The sequence below is a fragment of the Dokdonia donghaensis DSW-1 genome (genome assembly GCF_001653755.1).
Taxonomy (GTDB): Bacteria; Bacteroidota; Bacteroidia; order Flavobacteriales; family Flavobacteriaceae; genus Dokdonia; species Dokdonia donghaensis.
This window is the reverse complement of sequence record NZ_CP015125.1, coordinates 31,859-55,000: the sequence shown is the minus strand read 5'-3', so window position 1 is coordinate 55,000 and position 23,142 is coordinate 31,859. Positions and strand designations below refer to the sequence as shown.

Below are 23,142 nucleotides of genomic sequence, written 5' to 3'. Positions count from 1 at the left end.
CCGAGGCCACGTTGACCCAGAATATCAAATTTGTATAGACCCACATCTTCTGCAATGTGCATATCAAATTGTACGGTGGGAAAACCTTTAGGAGGAAGGTTTGTTGCAGAGAAGTAATGCGTGGGATGCTGTGATATTAAAATTCCTGCTGCGTGAATACTTGTGTAATTAGGTTTGCCGTGCAGTATTTGAGCGTACTTTATAATAGTTTTTTTTATGTTGTCTAGCTGACTACTGTTATAACGTCCTTTACTTAATTTATCTATCTCAAATTTAGGCAAACCAAAGACTTTACCCAGCTCCCTTACAGCTCCACTATGCTTAAAGGTAACGTAAGCGCCTAGTAGTGCTACTTGTGCTTTTGAGCCAAATTCTTCAAAAATATATCTCGTCACATCCTCACGATCCCAGGTAGAAAAGTCTATGTCAAAATCTGGTGGCGTAGCGCGATAGAGATTCATAAATCGCTCAAAATATAAATCTAGCTCAATGGGGTCTACATCTGTTATGCGCAATAGGTAAGCAACAATACTATTTGCACCACTACCACGACCTACATAAAAGTAATCCTTACTACGAGCATACTCAATAATTTTCCAGTTTATGAGAAAGAAGGCTACATACTTTTGCTGCCTTATAAGGGAAAGTTCTTTTACTAGTCTCCGTTTTACTGCATATGTAATATTATCCTTATATCGCTCTGGTAATCCTTTTTTACAAAGCGCCACGAGCTTTTTATAATCTCTCTCTTCACTACCTAAAAGCGTGGTTAAATTTTGAGAGGGTTTTCCTTTTTTAAAATTAAAATATATGCTGCAACTTTTAAGTATATGCTCTGCATTAGATAGTAGGTGAGGGTATTGAGAAAATTGTAGTCGTAAATCCTTAGCTTCTATAAACGTATGCTCTGGATGCCCTTCCTCTTTTTTAGGCAGCATACTCAAAAGCATATTCTTATCTATAGCACGTAGTAGTCTGTGCGTGTTAAAATCTTGCTTATCGCGAAAGCTTACCGTATGTAACATTACAAGTTTATGAGTAAGCTTGCTAAGTGGCGAGAAACGTAGTTTATTAAGGTTTTTGTGGGTAATACCTATATACTCATTATCACTAAAAGTTGTTTTTTCTAGTTCTAGAACGTTTTCAAATGGATATATAGTGATTACGTCTTTGAAAATGGGGCTATGGTATGGAAAGCTAGTTTTGTGATGAAGGTGGTGAGATAGAAAGTTATTAATTTCTAAAAAGCCATTATTGTTTTTTGCTAGGGTGATATAACACTGGTGGTTACCATTTCTAAAATCTACTCCCACTATAGGTTTAATTCCTTTTTCTTGTGCGTTTTTTATAAAGCTTAGACATCCAGAGGTGTTATTAATATCTGTGAGGGCAAAGCAAGCCAAACCTTGTTTTGCAGCAAGATCTACAAGCTCTACTTCTGAGATAGTGCCATAACGAAGGCTGTAGAATGAGTGATTATTAAGATACATTTTAAATGGGGATTAAAAATTACTGGTGTCTGTGAGCGAGAAGAATAGGTGGTTGCCCATTAAAGGGGTTGCCTTGATTACCTATAGTTCTGGAGCCATCTCCTATAGTATTTGCACGTCTTACAGTGTGGTCTCCATATTTATCTCTCAGGGCATCCATAGCTTTGTAAAGATTAACCGTTTTATTTGTGTTTTCAAAAAGGTCTATTTGATAATGACCCTCTGTAAGTCCAGAAAATCGTACACCTACAAGACGTATAAGCATCCGTCTGTTATAGAGGTTTTTAAAAAGCTCCATAGCTTTTGGGATTAAAATATGATCTGCAGCGGTGTAGGGAATGCGTATTTGTTTTGAGTAAGTTTGAAAATCTGAGTACCTCACTTTTACAGTCACCACAGAGGTTAACTTATTGCCACGTCTAAGTTGGAAAGCAAGATTCTCTGCCATTGCACTTATGGTGGTATGTAGCTTTGTTATATCTGTAGTGTCTTGCCCGTAGGTGCGCTCGCTAGATATAGACTTACGCTCGTGATATGCTATTATAGGGCTATTATCTATACCGTTACATCGCTCCCATATAATACGTCCGTTTTTACCGAAAACGGCAGTCATCATCTCTACCGGCATTTGTTGTACAAGGTCTACCGTGCGTACTCCTAGATTACAAAATTGAATAAAGGTTTTTTGCCCTACAGAGGGAATTTTTTTTATAGATAAGGGAGCGAGAAAAGTTTTTTCATAACCAGGGTCTACCTTAATCTCATTATTAGGTTTTGCCTCACCCGTTGCGACTTTTGAGACCGTTTTATTAGGAGACATTCCAAAAGATATGGGCAAGCCTGTTTCTCTCATCACACGCTGTCTCAACTCTTTTGAGTATTTATAAGCATTATGAAATCTATCCATACCCGTAAGATCTCCATAAAACTCATCTACACTTGCTTTTTCTAGCACGGGAAGCTCTTCTTGTAAAATTTCTGTTACCTCCTTAGACATTTTTGAATAGGTACCGCCATTACCTCTTATATAAATACCGTTAGGGCATAATTGCTTTGCAGCTTTTATAGGCATCGCGCTGTGTACACCATAAGAGCGCGCCTCGTAGCTTGCAGCACTTACCACACCACGATCACCTGTGCCGCCTACTATTACAGGCTTTCCCATAAGTCTACTATCTAGCCTGCGCTCACAAGACACAAAAAAAGTGTCTAGGTCAAAATGTATTATTGTGCGTTGCATAAAATTAGAATTTATCCAAAATTATGGAAATATTCCTAATTTTAGTATTGAGAGCTATTTTTAAGTTATCAACAGCATTAGATTTTTGACTTTTCTCTTAACACTATCTGTTTACACTTGTCTTTAATTTTTAGCTATCTTGAATGCTTAAATTTTAATCTATTTTTTGATGAAAATCACGCGTCTTTTAGCTCTAAGTTTTTTAGTAATAAGTGCCCTTTCTTGTAAGGAAGAGGGTGGGAGTGATACCGCTTTCGCGAAAGCGGAAAACTCACAATTTGAAGTTCCTTTTGAGAAGTTTACTTTAGATAATGGTCTTACTGTTATACTTCATCAAGACACCTCAGACCCTGTGGTGGCAGTTGCACTTACGGCACACGTAGGTTCTGCCAGAGAGATAGAAGGGCGTACGGGATTTGCTCATTTATTTGAACACCTGTTGTTTTTAGAATCTGAAAACTTAGGTAAAGGTGGGCTAGATGCTATGAGTGCTCGCATAGGTGGTTCTGGTGCAAATGGATCTACAAGTCGTGATCGTACAAACTACTTTCAGACAGTACCAAAAGATGCTTTAGAAAAAATGATTTGGGCAGAGGCAGATAAGCTTGGCTTCTTCATAAATACGGTGACAGATCCAGTACTGGCAAAAGAAAAACAAGTAGTAAAAAATGAAAAAAGGCAGTCTGTAGATAACAGGCCTTATGGTCACGCTCGCTATGTGGTAGGTAAAAATTTATACCCAGAGGGTCACCCATATAACTGGCAAGTAATAGGCTCACTAGAAGACTTGCAAAATGCTACGTTACAAGATGTAAAAGATTTTTATAATCGCTGGTATACTCCTAATAATACGACACTTACTATAGCGGGAGATTTTGATATCGCTCAGACTAAGGAGTGGGTAGAAAAGTATTTTGGAGAAATCCCTAGAGGTGAAGAAATCCCAACTATGGAGAAGCAACCTGTACAGGTTGAAACAACAAAACGATTATATTATGAAGATAATTTTGCTCGCCTCCCACAGCTTACAATGACCTGGCCTACGGTGCCTAACTATGATAAGGACTCTTATGCACTAGATGTACTGTCTGCATATCTAGCAGAAGGTAAGAATGCTCCTTTTAATAAAATTCTTATAGATAACAAGCAGCTTACGGCTGGTGTACAAATGTATAATTATGGGTCTGAGCTTGCTGGTGAGTTTTCGTTAAGTATAAACGCATACCCAGGTAAAGATCTAGATGATGTACTTGTGGGAGTTAATGAAGCTTTTACAAAATTTGAACTAGAGGGTATCTCACAAAAAGACCTTGATCGTATTAAAGCTGGTCAAGAAACTCAGTTTTACAATGGTCTTTCTAGTGTGCTAGGTAAAGGATTTCAGCTAGCGCAATATGAGATTTTTGCAGGTGACCCTGGTTATATTGCAGAAGATGTAAAGCGTATACTCGCAGTCACAAAAGAAGATGTACAACGCGTTTATGAAACCTACATAAAAGGCAAAAATTATATATCCACTAGTTTTGTTCCTAAGGGGCAAACAGACCTCATATTAGAAGATTCTCAACTTGCACAAGTGGTAGAAGAAAAAATAGTAGAGGGCGCAGAGGAGTCCTTTGACGCCAGTATAGCAGCAGAGTATGAGCGTACACCGTCGTCTTTTGATAGATCTAAGGAGCCGCCATATGGTGACACGCCACAAATAAACGCTCCTACTGTGTGGGAAGAAACGCTCTCTTCTGGACTTAAAGTGTATGGTATAGAAAATAGCGAGGTGCCGCTAGTACAATTTCAAATAAATATACGCGGTGGTTTACTACTTGAGGATATTAAAAAAGTAGGAGTTTCAAACTTACTTGCAGATTTACTTATGAAAGGTACTGCAACAAAAACAACCGCACAGCTAGAAAATGAAATAGAAAGTCTAGGTGCAAGTATTTATACCTATACAGATAAAGAAAATGTATACATAGGAGGTACCACACTTGCCAAAAATTATGATAAAACCATAGCACTTGTACAAGAGATTTTACTTGAGCCTAGATGGGATGAGACAGAGTTTGAGCTTTTAAAGCAAAGCACCCTTAGCCGTCTTGAGCAACAGCAGGCAAACCCAAATAGTATAGCTGCTATAGAGTTTGATAAATTAATCTATGGTAAAAATAGCCTACTTGCACAAAACACGCTAGGTACACCAGCTTCTGTAAAGTCTATAACACTAGAAGACCTTAAAACATTCTATACTAATAATATTTCGCCTACTGTGACAAAGCTACAAGTTGTAGGAGCTATAGATGAGGGTAAAGCTACAAACGCTCTTGCTGGGCTTAATGATAATTGGGAGGCCAGAGAGGTGATCATACCTACACCAGTGGTACCTCAAGCTCCAGAGCAGTCTAATGTATATTTTTATGATGTGCCAGATGCAAAGCAATCTGTATTGAGATTTGGCTATCCAGCAATGGCAGAGACAGACCCAAATTTTTATCCAGCTCAAATGATGAACTACCGTCTAGGTGGTGGAGGCTTTGCCTCACAGCTCACTCAAGAGCTTAGAGAAGGGAAAGGTTATACTTATGGTATTAGATCTCGTTTTTCTGGTTCTACATTGCCAGGTGCTTTCTCAATCTCAAGTGGTGTACGATCTAATGTAACCTATGAGTCTACAGCGCTCGTAAAGGATATTTTAAAAAACTACGGAAAGAATTTTACAGAAGATGATCTAGATGTATCAAAAAGTTTCTTGCTTAAAAGCCAGGCGCGTGCTTTTGAAACTATAGGAGCAAAACTTAATATGCTAGATGATATAGCAAACCTAGGCATCTCTCCAGATTATGTAAAAGAGCGCCAGACTATAGTTGAAAATATGACAGTAGCCGAAATTAAAAAACTATCTGCGCAGTACCTTAATCCAGATAAAATGATTTATCTCGTAGTAGGAGATAAGAAAACACAAATGGATAAACTCGAGCAACTAGGGTACGGCACACCTATATTACTTAATGAGAAAAAACAAACGGTAAAGGATTAAGAAACTATATATTTTAAAAACAAAGCGGATTCTTTAATTAGGGTTCGCTTTTTTTTACGCTTTCGCGAAAGCGTACTACTACCCCTTTCTTTTTATCCACACATTCCAGAGCATTCCAAGTACCAGTAAAGTCATACCAAACACCGGAAGACCAGCATACGTCTCTCCAAAAAGGAAGTAGCCAAAGATTAAAGCATACACAAGCTCCATATATTTTATAGGAGCCACAGTTGCCGTGTCTGCCAGTTGGAAAGAGCGAGTGAGAAAGATTTGTCCAAAAAGTCCAAAAACACCTATGCCACACACATACCACCACTCTACACCCACGGGCATACGCCAGTGTTGTATAAAAAATAAACTCCCTACTATAGAAAAGACCATAAAGTAATTAATAATAGTAAGGTAGTGCTCGCGAGAGCCTAGATAGCGCACTATAGTAAACACACCACCTACTAGAATAGAAGAAATGATAACCAGAACAAAACTTAGTGTATCTATTCTAAAGTCAACCCCTTTAAGGATAAATGCACCTACCACAGAGAGTGTAAGCGCTGCCCATTGCCAGGTTTTAACTTTCTCTTTAAGAAATAGTAATGCAAATATGGCGCTAAAAATAGGTGCTGTATAGCGCAGTGCCACGGCAGATCCTAGCGGTATGCGTTGTATGACCACAAAGTATAAGGCAAGCGAAGCAAAGCTTAAAAAACCTCTTGCACTTAGCCAGAGTTTATTACTTCCTAGTATAGGTACCTTCTTGATAATCATATATGGAAATATGAAAATAAATGTCCCTACACATCTAAAAAAGACAACCTGCAAAGGATGAAAATCTTCAAGATATTTTGCCAGTAAATTCATCCACGAAAAAGCGAATGCGGCAATAAGCATATAAATTACTCCTCTTAGCAAGTCTTAAATTTTGGCGCAAAGGTATCTGATATTAAGTTTAAAATTGTGAATTATATAAGTTTATTGTAACTACTCATTAACACAGCGCGAGATACTTAACTCGTAATTTTACACTCTAACCAATAAACAATTATTATTATGAAAAAAGTAGTTATAGTACTAGCATTAATAGGTTTTACATTCTCAACAATATCTTGTAGAGAAACAACTCAAGATAAAGTAGAAAACTCTGCAGATGCAGTCGGAGAAGACATTGAAAATGGTCTTGAAGAAGCTGGTGACGCAATAGAAAACGCAGCCGAAGAAACGGAAGATGCTATCGAAAATGCTGGACAAGAAATAGAAGAAGAGATAGAAGGAACAGATGATTATAATGGAGATGATGACAATAACTAGTCTCATCTAGCATCTAAAAAAAGCGAGCAGTAATGCTCGCTTTTTTTAGATATAAAAGTTACGCTTTCGCGAAAGCGGAATAACCTACCACTCATTTACTCGATTTCCATCTAGTTTTACAAAGATAAAGAGCAGTACTGTAAAGCCCCAAAGACCAGAACCTCCATAACTAAAAAAGGGAAGCGGTATACCCACAGTAGGAAGCAGCCCTACTACCATACCTATGTTTACAACAAAGTGTATAAACAAGATACCGGCTACACTATAACCATAAATACGAGAGAAGTCATTTTTTTGCTTTTCTGAAAGTTGAATTATTCTTAAGATAAGTAGGATAAAAAGCCCGATAACTAGTGTGCTTCCTAAGAAGCCCCACTCTTCACCTACGGTAGAAAATATGTAGTCTGTGTGTTGCTCTGGAACAAATTTTCCTTTAGTCTGCGTGCCTTCTAAAAAGCCACGGCCAAACCAGCCTCCGTTTCCTATAGCAATCTCGCTTTGTTGTGTGTTATATCCTATACTTTTTGCATCTACTTCTTTACCCAGTACGATGTTAAAACGATCTCTATGTCGTTGTTCAAAAATGTTTTCAAAAATGTAGTTTACAGAAAAGGCAAAGAGGCAAGCCACAAGGGTAATACCCAGATAAAGACGTTTTGATGGTCTTCGTTTTCTGTTTTTATAAAATAGAAAAGCAGCAATAAGTAATACGGCAAGAGCTACGTATAAAGGTCCAATTAATAAGGTCAGGACAAATAAGGTGATAGATGACGCTCCTAGAATGAGGTAACTGGCAGCAAGTCCTTCTCTATATAAAGGGAATATAAACGCTGCATATACAAGTGCACTACCAGGGTCTGGTTGCGGGATAATTATCAAAGCAGGAAGCGCTATAATTGCTAGTGCTCTTACTTGATCACGTACGGTCTTTATATTAGTTTGTATATCACTTAGGTATTTTGCAAGCGCAAGTGCGGTTGCGGCTTTTGCAAACTCACTGGGTTGTAAACTCATAAAACCAAGGTTGTACCAACTGGTAGCCCCAGAAATAGTTTTTCCAAAAACAAATAGAAGTAATAATGAGAGCAGGGAGGCGATATAAATAACACTTGAGAATCGTTCAAAAAATTTAGATTCTAAAAAGAGTATAAATGAGATGATAAGGAATCCTAGTAGAATCCATAGTAGTTGCTTACTGTATAGATTTTCTAAACTAAAAAAGCTTTCTACCGTAGGATCATAAGACGCCGAGTAGATGTTTACCCAGCCTATACTGATTAGAGCAAGATAAAGCACAATGAGCACCCAGTCAAAACTGCCTACGTTACGGGAAAATTTACTCATTAATAATTAATTCTAAACGGTTCGCCACTTAGTGGTTTTGCATATTCTTCTTCTAGAGAGTGGGTGAGTATCCAGTTTTCTAGGTCTTTGCGAGTCACTTCTTTATTAATGTATTTTTCAATCATAAGTGATGCGATACGCCCTCCGTATCTAAAGCCCCAGTATCCATTTTCTACAAAAATGGCGATGGCTATTTTTGGGTTTTCTCTAGGAGCAAATGCTACAAACGTAGAGTGGTCTGTAAGTTGGACTCGTTTACCATCTATACGAGTATAATTTTCTGCCGTTCCTGTTTTACCAGAAATTTCTATTCCTGGTACTTTAAGGCTAGCTGCCGTTCCGTAATTGTACACATCATTAAGACCTTGTATAATAGGCTCATAATGCTGTGGGTCAATAGTAGTGTATTTTTTTGTAGTAAAGTCTTGTGGGATAGTATCTGTACCTTCAATTTTTTTGAGAATATGAGGTTTGTAATACCAGCCTCTATTTGCTATAGTAGCTGTAAAGTGAGCCATTTGTACAGGTGTCATAAGTACCTCACCTTGACCAATAGAGTTAGATAGCGTAGCTGCAGCACCCCACCTTCTTTTTGGGTAGTTGTATGTTCTGTTATACATTTTTGCAGTAGGTATGAGTCCACGTTTACCTATGGGTAAGTCATAACCCATATAGTTACCTAGCCCAAAACTTTTGAGGTGCTTTTCCCAGACTGTTATACCTTCTTGTGGGGTGTCATATTTATTTATGGTATTGAGATATGCGGTACCAAAATATGCATTGCACGAGTATGCAATGCCATCTACCATACTCACAGGGCTGCGGTGATGGTGACATCCAAAGTTTCTGTTTCTACCATAACGCATACCGCCGTGGCAGTATACCTTTTCGTCTATATCCATAGCGTCTTCTTGAAGAGCTATAAGCCCAGTGAGCGCTTTAAAAGGAGATCCTGGTGCATATTCTCCTTGCAAAGCTCTATCATAAAGTGGTTTTGCAATAGAGTCACTTTTTAAAAGAGAGTAATTTTTAGAACGCTCACGCCCCACCATAAGAGCAGGGTCATAATTTGGCGCAGTGATAAGTGCCAGTATTTCCCCTGTAGAAGGCTCAATAGCGACTATACCACCTCGCTTACCCTTCATAAGTTTTTGACCATACTTTTGTAACTCTGCATCTATAGTAAGGTGTATGTTTTTTCCCTCTACAGGCTCTTTGTCAAGTGATCCATCCTTATACGGCCCTATTACTCGATTAAAACGGTCTTTCTGTAGATATTTAATACCTTTTTCTCCCCGTAAAATATCTTCATACTGCTCCTCAACTCCTTGCCTACCTATAAGGTCACCTCCCGTGTAATAAGGATTTTCATCTATAATACCTTGATGCACTTCTTGTATATAGCCTAAAAAGTTTGCACCATAATCTACTTGATAATCTCTAAGCGATCTCTTTTGTATAAAGAACCCTTCATACTTACGCATTTGCTCACCTAAGTAAGCAAATTCACCTTGAGACATTGTAGGTACAATTACAGAGGGATGTCTAGGAGAATATTTACGGGCTTTGTCTAATTGCTTTACAAGCTTTTCTTTTGTGATATTAAGCAGCTTACAAAGCTGTAAGGTGTCAAAAGGTTTTACCTCACGTGGTATCGCCATAAGATCGTAAGAAGGCTGGTTAGATACCAATAACTCGCCATTACGGTCATAAATACGACCTCGTTGTGGGATTTCATACTGCTTCTTTATAGCATTACTCTCAGATAATACGGCTGCAGAAGTATCATAAACTTGCAGGTAAAAGAGTCTGGATACAAATAGAATACCAGTCGTTAATACAATAAAAAGTAATAAGGCTTTTCTCATTCAATACGTCGGCTGAAAAGGATATTAAATACAATACAAAGTATGATTGTAAAGATACTAGTGACTAACGTTTTGTTTAGGGTGTAGAGTATGTTACTTATGTTAAAAACTTCAAGTAAAAATAAAACAAGATGATGCGTAAAAACCAATATGGATATATAGACAAAACGGCCGTATAAACTCACTTTAGATAGCTTAATGGCATTATATTCATAACTCACCCCAAAAGCAAATCGTAATGTGAGAGGTCTTAAATATGCAAGAAATAAACAAGCCGCAGCGTGTATACCACCACTGTTTCCAAACATATCCATAGTGAGACCCGTTAAAAATGCTATAAATATGTATAGAGACCTATTTGCAGTAAACGGGAATACTAAAAGGAACAACACATATGGATACGGATTAATGTAGCCCAAAAAGTTTATGTGATTAAACAAGTAGATTTGCACAAACATAAGCGCTACAAAGCGCACGATATTTTTGAGAACATTATTCTTCATAGTTCTCGTTTTCTAATTGTTCAATCTCTACCCTTGCCTTGTTTTCTATAACATAAACGTGACCTAGGCTGGTCATATCATTCATAAGCTTTACAGATAGTGTGTAAAAGTTTTTACTACTATCTAGCGTGTAATCTTGTACCACACCTACAGGTATCCCTTTCGGGAAAATTGCCGATTTCCCACTCGTCTCAATCGTATCTCCTTTTGTAACAGGTGCCTGCTGTTGCATATCTATTACTTGAACGACATTAGGGCTTTTACCATCCCATTGTAGTGTCCCAAAATGTTCAGAGCCTTTTAATTTTACTTGCGTAGTAAAGTTGGAATTAAGTATAGACAGCACTGTACTATAACTTGATGATGTATTATCTATTATACCTACAATACCTTGGCTCGTAATCACACCTTGGTCTTTTTTGATATTACTAGAACCCCCTCCTTTTAAGGTGATAAAGTTGTCAGTCTTTGCGTAGTTGTTATTTATAACTTTAGCCGGGTTGTAAGCATATTGCACTGTGCTATCTGCTGGGATAGGAGAATTTGCTGCTGTAAGGGGGTCTATAGATTCATTGCCAGTTTTTGTGGCGCTCACTATAGTTCTTAAACGTGCATTTTCTTCTAATAACTGCTGGTTGTAGGTTTTGAGATTAAAATAATCTTGCACACTACTTACAGAGCCATATATTCCTCCCGTAAACCAGTTTGCAGAGTTTACAAACTTACTACGATGATACGAGTGTGACTGTATGGTAAATACAAGAGACAGCATTAGTAAAAAAGCAAACAGCAGGAAGTTTTTATTCCTGATCAAAAAATTGATAATCTGTTGCATATCTTAAGAGATTTCTATTTTATGAGAACGCTCTTATACTTAGCTAGATTTTTCAAGCATATACCTGTACCTCTTACCACAGCTCTAAGTGGATCTTCTGCAATATAAACTGGAAGGTCTGTTTTTTGAGAAAGACGCTTGTCAAGACCACGTAGCATAGATCCACCACCTGCTAGGTAAATACCCGTATTATAAATATCTGCAGCGAGTTCTGGAGGTGTTTGTGATAATGTTTCCATTACAGCATCTTCTATACGGAGTATAGATTTATCTAATGCCTTTGCAATCTCTCTAAAGCTTATTTGTACCTGCTTAGGCTTACCAGTTAGTAAGTCACGACCCTGTACACTCATCTCTTCTGGCGGTACTTCAAGATCTTCGGTAGCGGCACCTATTTGTATTTTTATTTTTTCGGCACTGCGCTCTCCTACATAAAGGTTGTGCTGGGTGCGCATATAGTAGATAATATCGTTTGTAAATACATCACCTGCAATTTTTACAGATTTATCACATACAATACCTCCTAGTGCAATTACGGCAATCTCTGTCGTACCCCCACCTATATCTACAATCATATTACCTTTAGGTTGCATAATATCTACACCTATACCTATAGCGGCTGCCATAGGCTCGTGTATAAGATATACTTCTTTACCGTTTACACGCTCTGCACTTTCCTTTACTGCTCTCATCTCTACCTCTGTAATTCCAGAAGGTATACAGATTACCATACGCAATGCAGGTGGAAATAATTTCTTTTTAAGTGCTGGTATTTCTTTGATAAACATTGCAATCATCTGCTCACTGGCATCAAAATCTGCAATTACTCCATCCTTAAGAGGGCGTATGGTTTTGATATTTTCGTGAGTTTTACCTTGCATTTGAGCAGCTTCTTTACCTACGGCAATAATCTTTTTTGTCGTGCGGTCTCGAGCAACTATAGATGGACTATCTACTACTACTTTATCATTGTGTATAATCAACGTGTTGGCAGTACCAAGGTCAATTGCAATATTCTCAGTTAAAAAATCAAAAAATCCCATAGGGTAATCAAAGCGTTATGCGTTAGTTTTTAAGCGTGCTGCTTAAAAGTACAAATATTAGGGTTAACATCACGCTTTCGCGAAAGCGTAATACTAACCCTTTTTATTATTAATGTTTAAAGTGACGTGTTCCCGTCATTACCATAGATACGTTGTTTTCGTTACAATAGTCTACGGTAAGTTGATCTTTTATTGATCCACCTGGTTGTATCACGGCAGTAATCCCTGCTTTATCTGCGATTTCTACACAATCTGGGAAAGGAAAAAATGCATCGCTAGCCATCACAGATCCCTGAAGGTCAAAGCCAAAGGATGTTGCTTTTTCAATAGCTTGTCTTAATGCATCTACACGTGATGTTTGCCCAGTACCACTTGCGCAAAGTTGTTTATTTTTTGCAAGTACGATAGTGTTAGACTTAGTGTGTTTACAAATTTTTGATGCAAACAGTAAGTCTTCTAGTTCCTTTTCTGTAGGCTGCGTGTTTGTAGCATTAGTAAGATCTACAGCGGTGTCTGTTTTATGGTCACGATCTTGTAAAAGTGTCCCGTTAAGACAAGTGCGTACCATCATCTCTGGTAGTGCAATGTTTTTTAAAGTAAGAAGGATGCGGTTTTTCTTTCCTTTAAGAATTTCTAAAGCTTCTGGTGTAAATGATGGTGCAATTACGACTTCACAAAATAATTTATGAATCTCTTGAGCGGTAGGCTCATCTATCTCACCGTTTGCAATAAGTACACCTCCAAAAGCAGATGTAGGGTCACCAGCAAGTGCATCTACATAAGCTTGGTGCATAGTGTCACGTTGTGCAAAGCCACAAGCGTTATTATGTTTTAGTACGGCAAAGGTAGGTGCCTCTCCCTGAAATTCTGAAATAAGATTTACGGCTGCATCTACATCAAGAAGGTTGTTATATGAAAGCTCTTTACCGTGTAGCTTGTCAAAAACTTCGTCAAAATCTCCAAAGAAGAATCCCTTTTGGTGTGGGTTTTCTCCGTAACGTAAGGTCTTACCATTATTTGCACTTAGTTTAAGTGCTGGTATCTCGTGATCTGCATTAAAGTAATTAAAGATAGCAGTGTCATAATGAGATGATACAGCAAAGCTTTTGGCAGCAAAGCGTTTTCTCTCTACCATTGTTGTGCTACCATTACCGTTTGTAATAATGTCTAGTACCTCTGCATAGTCTTCCATAGAAGATACACAAAGTGTGTCTTTAAAGTTTTTTGCAGCGGCGCGTATAAGTGAGATACCACCTATATCTATTTTTTCTATAATGTCTTGCTCTGGTGCTCCAGATGCAACTGTTTTTTCAAAAGGGTATAAATCAACAATAACTAGGTCAAGTTGTGGGATTTCATACTCTGCCATCTCTTTTACATCACCATCGTGATCCTGACGGTTAAGAATCCCTCCAAAAACTTTAGGGTGTAATGTTTTAACACGACCACCTAGTATAGATGGGTAAGAAGTCACATCTTCTACCGGTACCACAGGGATACCTAAATCTTTAATAAATTTTTCAGTCCCTCCTGTAGAATAAAGGGTTACTCCGTACTCGTGAAGTTTCTGAACGATAGGGGCAAGGCCGTCTTTGTGAAATACTGAAATAAGGGCTGCGCCTATTTTTTTTGTTGTGCTCATTGTGAGATTATTGATAGATTTTGTGTCCTCCCTTGCATATGGGATTTTGAAGTGTCAAAAATAGCAATTTCAACACTTTTTGTTAACGCTTTCTATTAACAAAATGGAACTACTTTGTAACAATTTATCTCGAGTGACGTCTTACTCGTATCTTTAGATAAAATCAATCAATGCTTATATATTTTCGAGCCTTAGGGGAGAGTTTTAGATTTGCTGTAAATGCCTTGCGCAATAATAAGACCCGTACCTTTCTTTCACTAATGGGTGTAACGGTAGGAATCTTTTCTATTATAGGGGTACTTGCCGCTGTAGATTCACTTGAGAAAGATATAAAGGGAAGCCTATCTTCCCTAGATTCTAACTCAATGATAATTTGTCATATTTCTTTTGGTCCTAGTGAGGTGCCACGCTGGAAAAGGGAGCGCTTTCCACTTGTAACTTATGATGATTACCAAAACTTACAACGTAACCTTCCCGGTCTAGGTGCAATAAACTACTCGATGAACGTGGCTGCTCAAAAAGTAAGCTACGAAGGCACGGTTATAGAAAGTGTTAGAATAGATAATGCTACAGAAGGATTATATGATATTGAGAGGTTAGAGTTTGAGGATGGTCGTTTTTTTAATGAGCGGGAGTCTGTTAATGGTGCGCCTGTTGCCGTGATAGGATCTATATTGAGAGATAATCTTTTTGGTGTAGGAGTAAACCCAGTAGGTAAGCAAGTAAAAACATTAAGTAGAAAGTTTACGATTATAGGGGTACTTAAGAAAGAGGGCATAAATGCCTTTGGAGATTCTAAAGACGAAAAATTAGTAGTGCCAGTAAATATCATACGTCGAATATATGGAGATAATAACAGATCTACATTTCCTACCATAACAATTATCCCAGAGGAGGGAGGTGATCCAGATGAACTCTATGCACTTACCGAACAAAAAATGAGGCAAGGTCGCTCTATAAAATCTGGAGATGATAGCAATTTTTTTATTAATAGGTTGAGCGGCTTTGCAGATGCTATAGATGGTATAATAAGCATACTTACATTAGTAGGGTGGGGTATAGGTGGTTTTTCACTTCTAGTAGGAGGTTTTGGTATCGCAAATATTATGTTTGTGAGTGTGAAAGAACGTACCAACCTTATAGGTATACAAAAAGCACTAGGAGCAAAGCGTAGATTTATATTATTTCAATTTCTTTTTGAGTCTATCTTACTTTCTATTTTTGGAGGGCTAATAGGTTTAATAATGGTACAAGTAGTCGTCTGGTTGCTAGATGTTTCAAAAATAGCCGGTGATTTTGAGTTTGTGCTGTCTTTTGATAATATCTTCTTAGGTCTGTTTACGACTTTTGTTATTGGGATTATAGCCGGTATTGTACCCGCTATAGGAGCTTCAAAATTAGATCCTGTAGAGGCTATTAGAACAGGGATGTAGTATTATGTATATAAAATAATAAACCTCTTACTAATTAGATTAGTAAGGGGTTTATTGTTTTAAAGTTATAGCGGTCTTATAGAAGAGCAGCAACTTTCTCGTTTACAAACTCTAGAAAATCTTCATCTGCCTTAGTAAAAGGATCTACTTTATTTGAATCTATATCTATCTGGCCTATATTTTTTCCATCTTTAAAAAGTGGGATTACTATCTCACTCTTAACAGTGATGGAGCAGGCTATGTAATTATCTTGCGCCTTCACATCTGGAACTACAAAGTTTTCATTAGACTCTGCTACTTGACCGCAAATTCCTTTCCCGAAAGGGATAACTGTATGGTCTGTAGGCTCTCCAGCAAAAGCTTCAAGGTGCAATGTGCGTGCCTCGTGATTTGCCATATAAAAACCTACCCAGTCATAGTAGTCTATATGTTCTTGTAACAGCTCACAAATTGCTGTCATTTTATCCTTTGCACTGCCTTCATTATTTGAGGCAATGCTGCTTACTTGTATTTTTAAATCTTCAAAAGCCATTTTTCTTGTATTTTAGACGTTAAAAACATCCCTTGCTCAAATTAGTCCGCAAATATAAGCCCGTCCTCCGATTTTTAGCCATATTTATAGGAAGTTATTTGGTTTTCGTGTCGCTTTACCAACTATTTTTAACCTATGGAGCTAGTAGTCGCTATTTTCCCGATTATATTACACATAACGTTGCAAAACAAAGTCAGGCATTAATTACTGCTTTTGGGTATGATATGAAGGTAGAACCTAGTACTTGGGAGCCCGCTATGAATCTCACTATGAACGGTAAAACCCTCGCTCGCGTATTAGAAGGTTGTAATGCCGTAAGTGTGATGCTGCTTTTTGTGTCTTTTATGCTTGCATTTTTTGGAGATGTAAAAAGAACACTACTTTTCATTTTTGGAGGAGTCGTACTTCTCTATGGTATGAATGTCTTGCGCATCGCCTTACTTACAATAGGTATTTATGAATACCCAGCATATGCAGATGTACTACACGGCACTATCTTTCCGGCGGTTATTTATGGTACCGTATTCTTGCTGTGGCTAGGCTGGATAAACTCTTATAAAAAACCTGTAAAAGATGCATAAGGTATTCTATATGTTGCTAGCTGTGCTATGCCTGTTTGGGTTGCTTTTTATACGCTTTCGCGAAAGCGTACTCTTCTACGATCCTCTCATAGATTATTTTCACGGAGATTATCAAAACACGCCACTGCCTACTTTTGCAAAAGGCAAGTTAATGATGCATATATTTTTTAGATACTCGTTAAATATGCTGTTGTCGCTGGGCTTGCTCTGGGCTGTCTTTAGAGATAGGGGTATTATTAAGTTTACGGTCGTATTTTATGCAGTTGTTTTTATTGTGCTCAGTATCGTTTACTATATTTTGTTACATCACCATACACCCTCTGAGTATATGGGGCTTTTTTATGTGCGCCGTTTTTTAATCCAGCCATTACTTGTTTTCTTATTATTGCCGGCATTTTTTTATTACCGCAAGGTAAATAAGTGAGTACGTTGTATTTTTGCAGGGTTAAAACCCTAGCAAATGAAAAATGTATTTTTTGTAGCCATCGCAATCGCGTTATTTTCTTGTAAGCAACATCAAGAGGCAGAAGTAAAAACAGCACCGTCGCAACATAGTGATACGGCAGTAATAACCTCTACTGGAGATCTTAATGTGACAGAAGAGTTTGTTGAGGTGACTTTTAAAACAGAAGAGGCTACACAAGTACATCGCGCTTATTTAAACCTTAAGGGAGCCTTTGTAAACACAGATGCAGAAGATGCAGCATCTGTCGCAAAGGATTTTAGCCAGATGCTTACTGTAGTACCTAGTGCAGATACTCTTTCTGCTTTAAAATCTTATCTAGATCAAATCGCTACATCTACTAATGTAGATAGGCAACGTGAAGTTTTTGAGGATGTGTCAAAAAGCGTTGAGGTATACCTTTCTGGTCAACTTGCAACTGGATCACTCATAAAGCAATATTGCCCTATGGCTTTTGAAGGTAAAGGTGCTTACTGGTTATCAGATTCTAAAGAAATACGCAATCCTTACTACGGTGATAAAATGCTTAAGTGCGGCGTAGTAGATAAGGAGATACGATAAGAACTTATTTAATAAATTTCTTATCAATAACAGACCTACCTGTTGAAAGCAATTTACGCACTTATACTCTTTTCTATTTTTGCACTACGTCCAGTTATGAACGTAGGCAACGTACTCTACTATGAGCTTAATATAGATTATATAGTAGAGACGTATTGTGTGAATAAGGATAAACCCAAGCTACAATGTAATGGTAAATGTTATTTGTCTAAGCAACTATCGTTAGATAGTCAGGATTCTAGTAACGATAATCTAGGTGTACGCATAGTAGAAGCTTTTTATCCCTTATATTTTCAGTCTGAGCAAGTATTTACTATCACATCTTTAATAAGCGATTATATCAAAAATTCTTACCCCTTAATAGAAGGTAAAGTAGCCTCATATCAATCTGATATAGATTGGCCTCCGCAAGTGTTTGTATAGTGATTACCGAGGATGGTACGTATATGTACTGTTCAAAATTTTAAGCATTCCCTATAGGGGGATATGCTCATTTTACTATACAATAATTTACACATAATAAATGAAAAAATATATAATGGCTTTGCTAGCAATAGCAATTGCTACAGTGTTAAACGCACAAGAAACTCAAACTCAAAACCCTTGGTCTAGTAATCGTCCAGACGGTCACGCACCTATCTCTGTAATGGGGGATCACACTCATAAAAAAAGTGAGTTTATGGTTTCTTACAGATATATGAATATGCAAATGAATGACCTCAAACGAGGGAGTGATGATGTGAGTTTTGAAAGCGTGTTACTTCCTAATGGAGGGGAGTATATGGTAACTCCTACAGATATGCCTATGGATATGCATATGCTAGGGGCAATGTATGCCTTATCAGATAAAGTAACGCTAGCTGCAATGCTAGGATCTACATCTATGGATATGCAGCACCTCACTGCAATGGGAGGAAATTTTGAGACTTCTTCTAGTGGTATCACAGACCTTAAAATTTCTGGCTTAGTGACACTTTTTAATAAAAATAGACAGCAATTGCACGCAAAGGTTGGGGTATCACTACCTACAGGGAGTATAGATGAGATAGATGTAACACCAGCCTCTATGGGTAATGAAGTTATATTGCCTTACCCTATGCAGTTAGGTAGTGGTACGCTAGACGCACTACTAGGAGCAACATATATCTGGCAGTCAGACTCTTTTTCTGGAGGTAACCAGCTAGATGCTGTTGTGCGCACGGGTACTAATGATCGTGACTACCGTTTGGGTAATAGTTATGCGCTTAATAACTGGGTGGCTTACAAAGCAACAGATTGGATTAGTTTTTCTGCAAGAGTAAAAGGAACTGTCGTCTCAGAAATAGATGGTGCAAATCCAGATTTAAATTCGCTTATGGTAATCACTGCAGATACTAGAAACTCTGGTGGTACTTATATAGATGGAGGTCTAGGCTTTAACCTTTATGCAAATAAAGGAACGCTCAAAAATGTGCGTTTTGGGTTTGAGTTTGCAACACCACTTTTACAAGATGTAAATGGTGTACAACTTAAGCGCAAGGAGACAATAACTGCCGGCTTGCAGTATGCTTTCTAGTAGATTTAATATAGTTTTAAGAGCTCCTTGTGATGCACGAGGGGCTTTTTTGTATCTTTGTAATAAGATATGAAAGCAATTTTCCATAATATAATGTCTGTCCTTCTAGCGGTATTAGTGCTAGGGTCTACGATGTCTTTTACGATATCAAAGCATTATTGTGGTGAGCATCTTGTAGATGTAAGCATTTTTGGAGAGGCACAAGCTTGTGAGATGCAAGAAGCACTTACTCACAAATATGGGGATGACCATTCTAAAAAAATGGAATGCTGTTCAGATCAAGAAACTGTACTTGACGCACAAGATGAGCTCAAACATCACTTTGAAGATTTCTCGCTAGAGAATCTTGAATTTATTGAGGCTTACACGCACACTTACTTATTACTATTTGATACAGTTGTAAAAAAAGTAGTAATAACAGACAGGTACTTGCCACCACTTATAACGCAAGATTACCAAGAGCTCTTTGAGCAATACCTAATTTGATTTATTAAAAGTCTCCGCACTGGCGGATGGTCTTTTGCGTATCAATATCTTGATACGCAATTATTTAATGCGTTTTAAATTGAATAAAGCGTTTATTTAATTAATTTAACCTCAGTATTTTAGAGGAAAATCAAATACTAATGAAAAAAATAATTTTCACTACATTATTGAGTTTAGTGCTTGTAAAAGTTCTTGCTCAAGGTCCACCTATAACAGCAGATAAGCCTATAATGTTAGGTGGTAATAGCTTCACTACTAAGACTCTTGCAGAGATAAGAAATAATGACAGAGGCACCGCAGTATATGTACCTGTAATGTTACATTACTTACCTACGTCTAACTCATTAATAGCACTTCATTTACCATATTTAAATTATGATCTAGATGATGCAGGTTCTGGGAGCACGCTGGCAGATATAAAAGTACAGGGTAAGTACCAGTTTTTTAGAAAAGATGGTACGGGTAGAACCTGGCGTATGGTTGCCAAAACTATTCAAACCTTACCTACCGGGAAAGAGCTAGATTTACTAGAGCTTAGTACTGGTGAGTATCAAGGTTATTATGGCATAGTTTCTGGACTGGAAACCTTAAAATATGGAATATCAACAGAGATAGGCTATAACTGGGCTCCAGATGGTAATCAAGATGAGTTTAGAGCAAAATTTGGCGTAGGGCTACCATTACTCAAACCACAATACCCAAACAAGCAACTCAATCTCTATTTTGAGTACACAAGCTCTTGGCTCACAGATCGAGACTGGTATCAATTACTGTATGCACAAGGTATACAGTATGCGCTTAAAACGGTCACTTTTGACCTAGCAGTTCAGTTACCACTCATAAAAGATATTCCAGAAAATAGAGCATTAAATTACAGTGTCTTTTTAGGCACTAGATATACATTTTAAAAATAATTACAGATGAAAATAAAAGCAATAATACTACTCGTAGCGGTTGTGATGGTTTCCGCTTTCGCGAAAGCGCAAAAAACAATGGATACATTTGAAGTGCAAGTAGACGGTCTAGGTTGTCCATTTTGTGCCTACGGATTAGAGAAAAAATTTAAAGAGTTTAAAGGCATTAAAAAGGTGGTAATAGATATTGAGACAGGAGACTTCTCTTTTCAATATCCTTCAGAAAAGAATCTTACAATGCAGGCTGTTGTAAAACAAGTAGAAAAGGCGGGTTATACACCTATCACTTCAAAAATCACAAGAGCAGATGGTACTGTAGAGGCAAACGAGGCAAATACAACAGAGCTCTCTGCAGAGAGTGTAGTAGTGACCCAGCAAGTGCTTGTGGCTGGCAAGTGTGGTATGTGCGAGGCACGTATTATAAATGCTGCGGGTAATATACCTGGCGTAACGGCTGCCGCCTGGAAACAGGATCAACAAATGATGAAGGTTACTTATGACAAGAGCCAGGTCACACTAGACGGCATACAGTCTGAAATTGCAAGAATAGGCCACGATACAAAAGCTCATAAAGCTACAGATGAGGCTTATGCAAACCTACCTGGATGTTGTAAATATGAACGTTTAGATCAATAATATGAAGCAGTTTATAATTATAGTATTGACAGCGATGCTTATAGCCAGCTGTCAAGAAAAAAAACAAACGGAAACACGCTGGGTACATACTAAAACTATAGCTCTTGCAGATGTAAACCCTATAGGTATCGCTCAAGGCCATAAAGGAATCTGGCTCAGTGATGGAGATCGTAATAGGGTAGTGTTAATAGATACAAGCGGCATAATTTTAAAAACCATAGACTCATTAGACAGGCCTATGCACATTGCTACCGAAAAGGGTATTCTCTACATACCGCAATATGGAAATGATAGTGTAGTTAGTGTTCTTGAAAATCTTAGAATTAATATTGCTATCAAAGACTCGCTAGATGCTCCGGCAGGAATAGCAGTAAAAGATAGTATGATGGCTATTGCAGATTTTTATAACAACCGTATACTCTATACATTAGATTGTAAAACTTGGTCGTCTTTTGGAAAAGAAGGAAAAGCAGAAGGAGATTTTTATTATCCCACAGATGTGCACTTAACAGAAAGTAATATCTGGGTGGCAGATGCTTATAATAACAGGCTGCAGGTGTTTGATAAAAAAGGCAATCATCTTAAAACCATAGGTGAAGACCAAAAGATGAATGCAGCAACTGGCATTTTTGTATCAGATACTAATGTTTATGCAACAGATTTTGAGAACGATAGAGTACTTGTTTTTGATCTAGAAGGAAATCTCAAGCAAGTGCTTGATACAGATATCTCAAAACCTACAGATTTAATCATAATTGATGAGGTGTTGTATGTGACAAATTATAAAGGCAAGTCATTAAGTCTCTACACCCAGCAAGAGGTAGAAATAAGTGGTAAAGATGGGCACAGTACTCATAATGATCATCACGACCACGAAGATCACAAAGACTAATGAAAACGCAAGTTTATAGTATAAAAGGAATGACCTGTAATGGTTGTCGTACTGGAGTTGAGCAAAAACTTGCTGGAGTAGCCGGCGTCTCGCAGGCTATTGTTTCTTTAGAAAACGAAGAGGCTACCCTTACAATGGACGACGAGGTAACACTTGACCATTTAAAAAGTGCATTGCCAGAAAAGTATCGTATATCATTAAAGAAGTATTCAAAAGCAGAGAGTGAAACGCAAGAGAAGAGCACTGGTGTTTTTGCAAGTAATGAGATTGCTACGCCAGAAGCAAGTGAGTCAAAATTGCAACAACTCAAGCCACTCTTTCTTATCTTTTTGTTTATAACTGGAGCAGCCGTATTACTTCATTTTAAAGATGGTTTGTGGGATCAAGCAATGCTAGATTTTATGGGACTGTTTTATGTTGTTTTTAGCTTTTTTAAATTTTTAGACATTAACGGATTTAAAACAAGCTTTGCGATGTATGATCCACTAGCTGGTGCAGTACCTGCATATGGTTACGTATACCCATTTATAGAGCTTGCACTGGGACTTATGTTTTTAATGCGATTACAAATAGTCATAGCACTTGTACTTACTATTGTCATACTAGGTATTACAACGGTAGGCGTGACTAGAAGTTTGTTGAGTAAGAAAGAGATACAATGTGCTTGTCTAGGCACGGCACTTAAACTACCTATGACAGAAGCAACATTTATTGAGAATGCTATTATGATTGTAATGGCGGTTATAATGCTTACAAACCTTTTATGAAAAAGAAACTCACCGCCGTAC

The 23,142-nt window shown here is 37.7% G+C and carries 23 protein-coding genes (1 of these 23 running past the window's edge); 13 read left to right on the top strand and 10 right to left on the bottom strand.

The annotated features are described in order from the left end of the window. Both I597_RS00275 and dinB read right to left on the bottom strand, forming a co-directional pair. On the bottom strand, nt 1-1,490 hold the beginning of the coding sequence (locus I597_RS00275) for a DNA polymerase III subunit alpha (RefSeq protein ID WP_035325440.1). The gene continues 1,537 nt to the left of window position 1, outside the view; the window shows 1,490 of its 3,027 coding nt (coding positions 1-1,490); its start codon is at nt 1,488-1,490; its stop codon lies off the left edge, out of view. A 19-nt stretch (nt 1,491-1,509) separates the two neighbouring features. Continuing rightward, nucleotides 1,510-2,730, bottom strand: coding sequence for a DNA polymerase IV (dinB, locus tag I597_RS00270; protein ID WP_035325439.1), 1,221 nt, complete (start codon nt 2,728-2,730; stop codon nt 1,510-1,512). Nucleotides 2,731-2,899: 169 nt separating this feature from the next. Here dinB and I597_RS00265 point away from each other — a divergent pair, with 169 nt between their 5' ends. Continuing rightward, nucleotides 2,900-5,761: a M16 family metallopeptidase gene (locus tag I597_RS00265; RefSeq protein WP_035325438.1), complete on the top strand. Its 2,862-nt coding sequence runs from the start codon at nt 2,900-2,902 to the stop codon at nt 5,759-5,761. A 78-nt stretch (nt 5,762-5,839) separates the two neighbouring features. Here the strand turns inward: I597_RS00265 and I597_RS00260 are convergent, their stop codons facing one another. Further along, on the bottom strand, nt 5,840-6,670 hold the full coding sequence (locus I597_RS00260) for a DMT family transporter (RefSeq protein WP_262485502.1): 831 nt from the start codon (nt 6,668-6,670) through the stop codon (nt 5,840-5,842). A 138-nt stretch (nt 6,671-6,808) separates the two neighbouring features. Between I597_RS00260 and I597_RS00255 the strand changes: the two genes are divergently transcribed. Then, nucleotides 6,809-7,066, top strand: a complete 258-nt coding sequence (locus I597_RS00255; RefSeq protein ID WP_035325436.1) for a hypothetical protein — start codon at nt 6,809-6,811, stop codon at nt 7,064-7,066. A gap of 84 nt (nt 7,067-7,150) precedes the next feature. Here the strand turns inward: I597_RS00255 and rodA are convergent, their stop codons facing one another. From rodA to purH, 6 genes are all read right to left on the bottom strand, one after another. Next, nucleotides 7,151-8,410 carry a rod shape-determining protein RodA gene (rodA, locus tag I597_RS00250; protein WP_035325434.1) on the bottom strand — a complete coding sequence of 420 codons (1,260 nt, stop codon included), beginning with the start codon at nt 8,408-8,410 and terminating at the stop codon, nt 7,151-7,153. After that, on the bottom strand, nt 8,410-10,278 hold the full coding sequence (gene mrdA, locus I597_RS00245; RefSeq protein ID WP_035325433.1) for a penicillin-binding protein 2: 1,869 nt from the start codon (nt 10,276-10,278) through the stop codon (nt 8,410-8,412). Before mrdA ends, rodA begins: the two co-directional genes overlap by 1 nt. Then, nucleotides 10,275-10,781 (bottom strand): hypothetical protein, encoded by a 507-nt coding sequence (locus I597_RS00240; RefSeq protein ID WP_035325432.1) that lies wholly within the window; start codon nt 10,779-10,781, stop codon nt 10,275-10,277. Before I597_RS00240 ends, mrdA begins: the two co-directional genes overlap by 4 nt. Then, nucleotides 10,771-11,616: a rod shape-determining protein MreC gene (mreC, locus tag I597_RS00235; RefSeq protein WP_035325431.1), complete on the bottom strand. Its 846-nt coding sequence runs from the start codon at nt 11,614-11,616 to the stop codon at nt 10,771-10,773. Before mreC ends, I597_RS00240 begins: the two co-directional genes overlap by 11 nt. 14 nt (nt 11,617-11,630) lie before the next feature. Continuing rightward, nucleotides 11,631-12,659, bottom strand: a complete 1,029-nt coding sequence (locus tag I597_RS00230; RefSeq protein ID WP_021778220.1) for a rod shape-determining protein — start codon at nt 12,657-12,659, stop codon at nt 11,631-11,633. 109 nt (nt 12,660-12,768) lie between these two features. Next, nucleotides 12,769-14,301 (bottom strand): bifunctional phosphoribosylaminoimidazolecarboxamide formyltransferase/IMP cyclohydrolase, encoded by a 1,533-nt coding sequence (purH, locus tag I597_RS00225; RefSeq protein WP_035325429.1) that lies wholly within the window; start codon nt 14,299-14,301, stop codon nt 12,769-12,771. A gap of 170 nt (nt 14,302-14,471) precedes the next feature. On the opposite strand from purH, the gene I597_RS00220 reads away from it, so the two are divergent. Then, nucleotides 14,472-15,734: an ABC transporter permease gene (locus I597_RS00220; protein ID WP_035325428.1), complete on the top strand. Its 1,263-nt coding sequence runs from the start codon at nt 14,472-14,474 to the stop codon at nt 15,732-15,734. Nucleotides 15,735-15,810: 76 nt separating this feature from the next. On the opposite strand, the gene I597_RS00215 is transcribed toward I597_RS00220, so the two are convergent. Further along, nucleotides 15,811-16,266 (bottom strand): GAF domain-containing protein, encoded by a 456-nt coding sequence (locus I597_RS00215; RefSeq protein ID WP_035325427.1) that lies wholly within the window; start codon nt 16,264-16,266, stop codon nt 15,811-15,813. A gap of 32 nt (nt 16,267-16,298) precedes the next feature. Between I597_RS00215 and xrtF the strand changes: the two genes are divergently transcribed. The 10 genes from xrtF to I597_RS00165 all read left to right on the top strand — a co-directional run bounded on the left by xrtF (nt 16,299) and on the right by I597_RS00165 (nt 23,121). Beyond that, the gene (gene xrtF, locus I597_RS00210; RefSeq protein WP_035325425.1) at nt 16,299-16,847 is read left to right on the top strand and encodes an exosortase family protein XrtF; all 549 of its coding nucleotides are present in this window, start codon (nt 16,299-16,301) and stop codon (nt 16,845-16,847) included. Continuing rightward, entirely contained in the window at nt 16,840-17,271 is a 432-nt protein-coding gene (locus I597_RS00205) for an exosortase F system-associated membrane protein (RefSeq protein WP_035325424.1), read from the top strand. The genes xrtF and I597_RS00205 overlap by 8 nt, the downstream gene beginning before the upstream one ends. Before the next feature lie 36 nt (nt 17,272-17,307). Next, the gene (locus tag I597_RS00200; protein WP_052111789.1) at nt 17,308-17,871 is read left to right on the top strand and encodes a DUF3347 domain-containing protein; all 564 of its coding nucleotides are present in this window, start codon (nt 17,308-17,310) and stop codon (nt 17,869-17,871) included. 42 nt (nt 17,872-17,913) lie between these two features. Then, nucleotides 17,914-18,294: a hypothetical protein gene (locus tag I597_RS00195; protein WP_052111787.1), complete on the top strand. Its 381-nt coding sequence runs from the start codon at nt 17,914-17,916 to the stop codon at nt 18,292-18,294. A 100-nt stretch (nt 18,295-18,394) separates the two neighbouring features. Continuing rightward, nucleotides 18,395-19,426 carry a transporter gene (locus I597_RS00190; RefSeq protein WP_035325422.1) on the top strand — a complete coding sequence of 344 codons (1,032 nt, stop codon included), beginning with the start codon at nt 18,395-18,397 and terminating at the stop codon, nt 19,424-19,426. Between the two features lie 69 nt (nt 19,427-19,495). Continuing rightward, a complete protein-coding gene (locus tag I597_RS00185; RefSeq protein WP_035325421.1) occupies nt 19,496-19,912 on the top strand; it encodes an HYC_CC_PP family protein in 417 nt (138 codons plus the stop codon). A gap of 140 nt (nt 19,913-20,052) precedes the next feature. Then, nucleotides 20,053-20,820, top strand: coding sequence for a hypothetical protein (locus I597_RS00180; protein WP_035325420.1), 768 nt, complete (start codon nt 20,053-20,055; stop codon nt 20,818-20,820). A gap of 12 nt (nt 20,821-20,832) precedes the next feature. After that, on the top strand, nt 20,833-21,462 hold the full coding sequence (locus I597_RS00175) for a heavy-metal-associated domain-containing protein (protein WP_035325417.1): 630 nt from the start codon (nt 20,833-20,835) through the stop codon (nt 21,460-21,462). A 1-nt stretch (nt 21,463) separates the two neighbouring features. Beyond that, on the top strand, nt 21,464-22,354 hold the full coding sequence (locus I597_RS00170; RefSeq protein ID WP_035325415.1) for an NHL repeat-containing protein: 891 nt from the start codon (nt 21,464-21,466) through the stop codon (nt 22,352-22,354). Then, complete coding sequence (locus I597_RS00165; protein ID WP_035325414.1) at nt 22,354-23,121, top strand: heavy metal translocating P-type ATPase; 768 nt, start codon at nt 22,354-22,356, stop codon at nt 23,119-23,121. Before I597_RS00170 ends, I597_RS00165 begins: the two co-directional genes overlap by 1 nt. Nucleotides 23,122-23,142: the final 21 nt, after the last annotated feature.

Excerpts from the sequence above, each read along its gene's own strand:
- purH (WP_035325429.1), bottom strand. The coding sequence starts at position 14,301 with ATGAGCACAACAAAAAAAATAGGCGCAGCCCTTATTTCAGTATTTCAC.
- I597_RS00190 (WP_035325422.1), top strand. The coding sequence starts at position 18,395 with ATGAAAAAATATATAATGGCTTTGCTAGCAATAGCAATTGCTACAGTG.
- I597_RS00175 (WP_035325417.1), top strand. The coding sequence starts at position 20,833 with ATGAAAATAAAAGCAATAATACTACTCGTAGCGGTTGTGATGGTTTCC.
- I597_RS00255 (WP_035325436.1), top strand. The coding sequence starts at position 6,809 with ATGAAAAAAGTAGTTATAGTACTAGCATTAATAGGTTTTACATTCTCA.
- I597_RS00180 (WP_035325420.1), top strand. The coding sequence starts at position 20,053 with ATGAAAAAAATAATTTTCACTACATTATTGAGTTTAGTGCTTGTAAAA.
- I597_RS00265 (WP_035325438.1), top strand. The coding sequence starts at position 2,900 with ATGAAAATCACGCGTCTTTTAGCTCTAAGTTTTTTAGTAATAAGTGCC.
- I597_RS00230 (WP_021778220.1), bottom strand. The coding sequence starts at position 12,659 with ATGGGATTTTTTGATTTTTTAACTGAGAATATTGCAATTGACCTTGGT.
- I597_RS00165 (WP_035325414.1), top strand. The coding sequence starts at position 22,354 with ATGAAAACGCAAGTTTATAGTATAAAAGGAATGACCTGTAATGGTTGT.
- I597_RS00170 (WP_035325415.1), top strand. The coding sequence starts at position 21,464 with ATGAAGCAGTTTATAATTATAGTATTGACAGCGATGCTTATAGCCAGC.
- mrdA (WP_035325433.1), bottom strand. The coding sequence starts at position 10,278 with ATGAGAAAAGCCTTATTACTTTTTATTGTATTAACGACTGGTATTCTA.
- I597_RS00205 (WP_035325424.1), top strand. The coding sequence starts at position 16,840 with ATGCATAAGGTATTCTATATGTTGCTAGCTGTGCTATGCCTGTTTGGG.
- dinB (WP_035325439.1), bottom strand. The coding sequence starts at position 2,730 with ATGCAACGCACAATAATACATTTTGACCTAGACACTTTTTTTGTGTCT.
- I597_RS00200 (WP_052111789.1), top strand. The coding sequence starts at position 17,308 with ATGAAAAATGTATTTTTTGTAGCCATCGCAATCGCGTTATTTTCTTGT.
- I597_RS00220 (WP_035325428.1), top strand. The coding sequence starts at position 14,472 with ATGCTTATATATTTTCGAGCCTTAGGGGAGAGTTTTAGATTTGCTGTA.
- mreC (WP_035325431.1), bottom strand. The coding sequence starts at position 11,616 with ATGCAACAGATTATCAATTTTTTGATCAGGAATAAAAACTTCCTGCTG.
- I597_RS00185 (WP_035325421.1), top strand. The coding sequence starts at position 19,496 with ATGAAAGCAATTTTCCATAATATAATGTCTGTCCTTCTAGCGGTATTA.
- I597_RS00215 (WP_035325427.1), bottom strand. The coding sequence starts at position 16,266 with ATGGCTTTTGAAGATTTAAAAATACAAGTAAGCAGCATTGCCTCAAAT.
- I597_RS00240 (WP_035325432.1), bottom strand. The coding sequence starts at position 10,781 with ATGAAGAATAATGTTCTCAAAAATATCGTGCGCTTTGTAGCGCTTATG.
- rodA (WP_035325434.1), bottom strand. The coding sequence starts at position 8,410 with ATGAGTAAATTTTCCCGTAACGTAGGCAGTTTTGACTGGGTGCTCATT.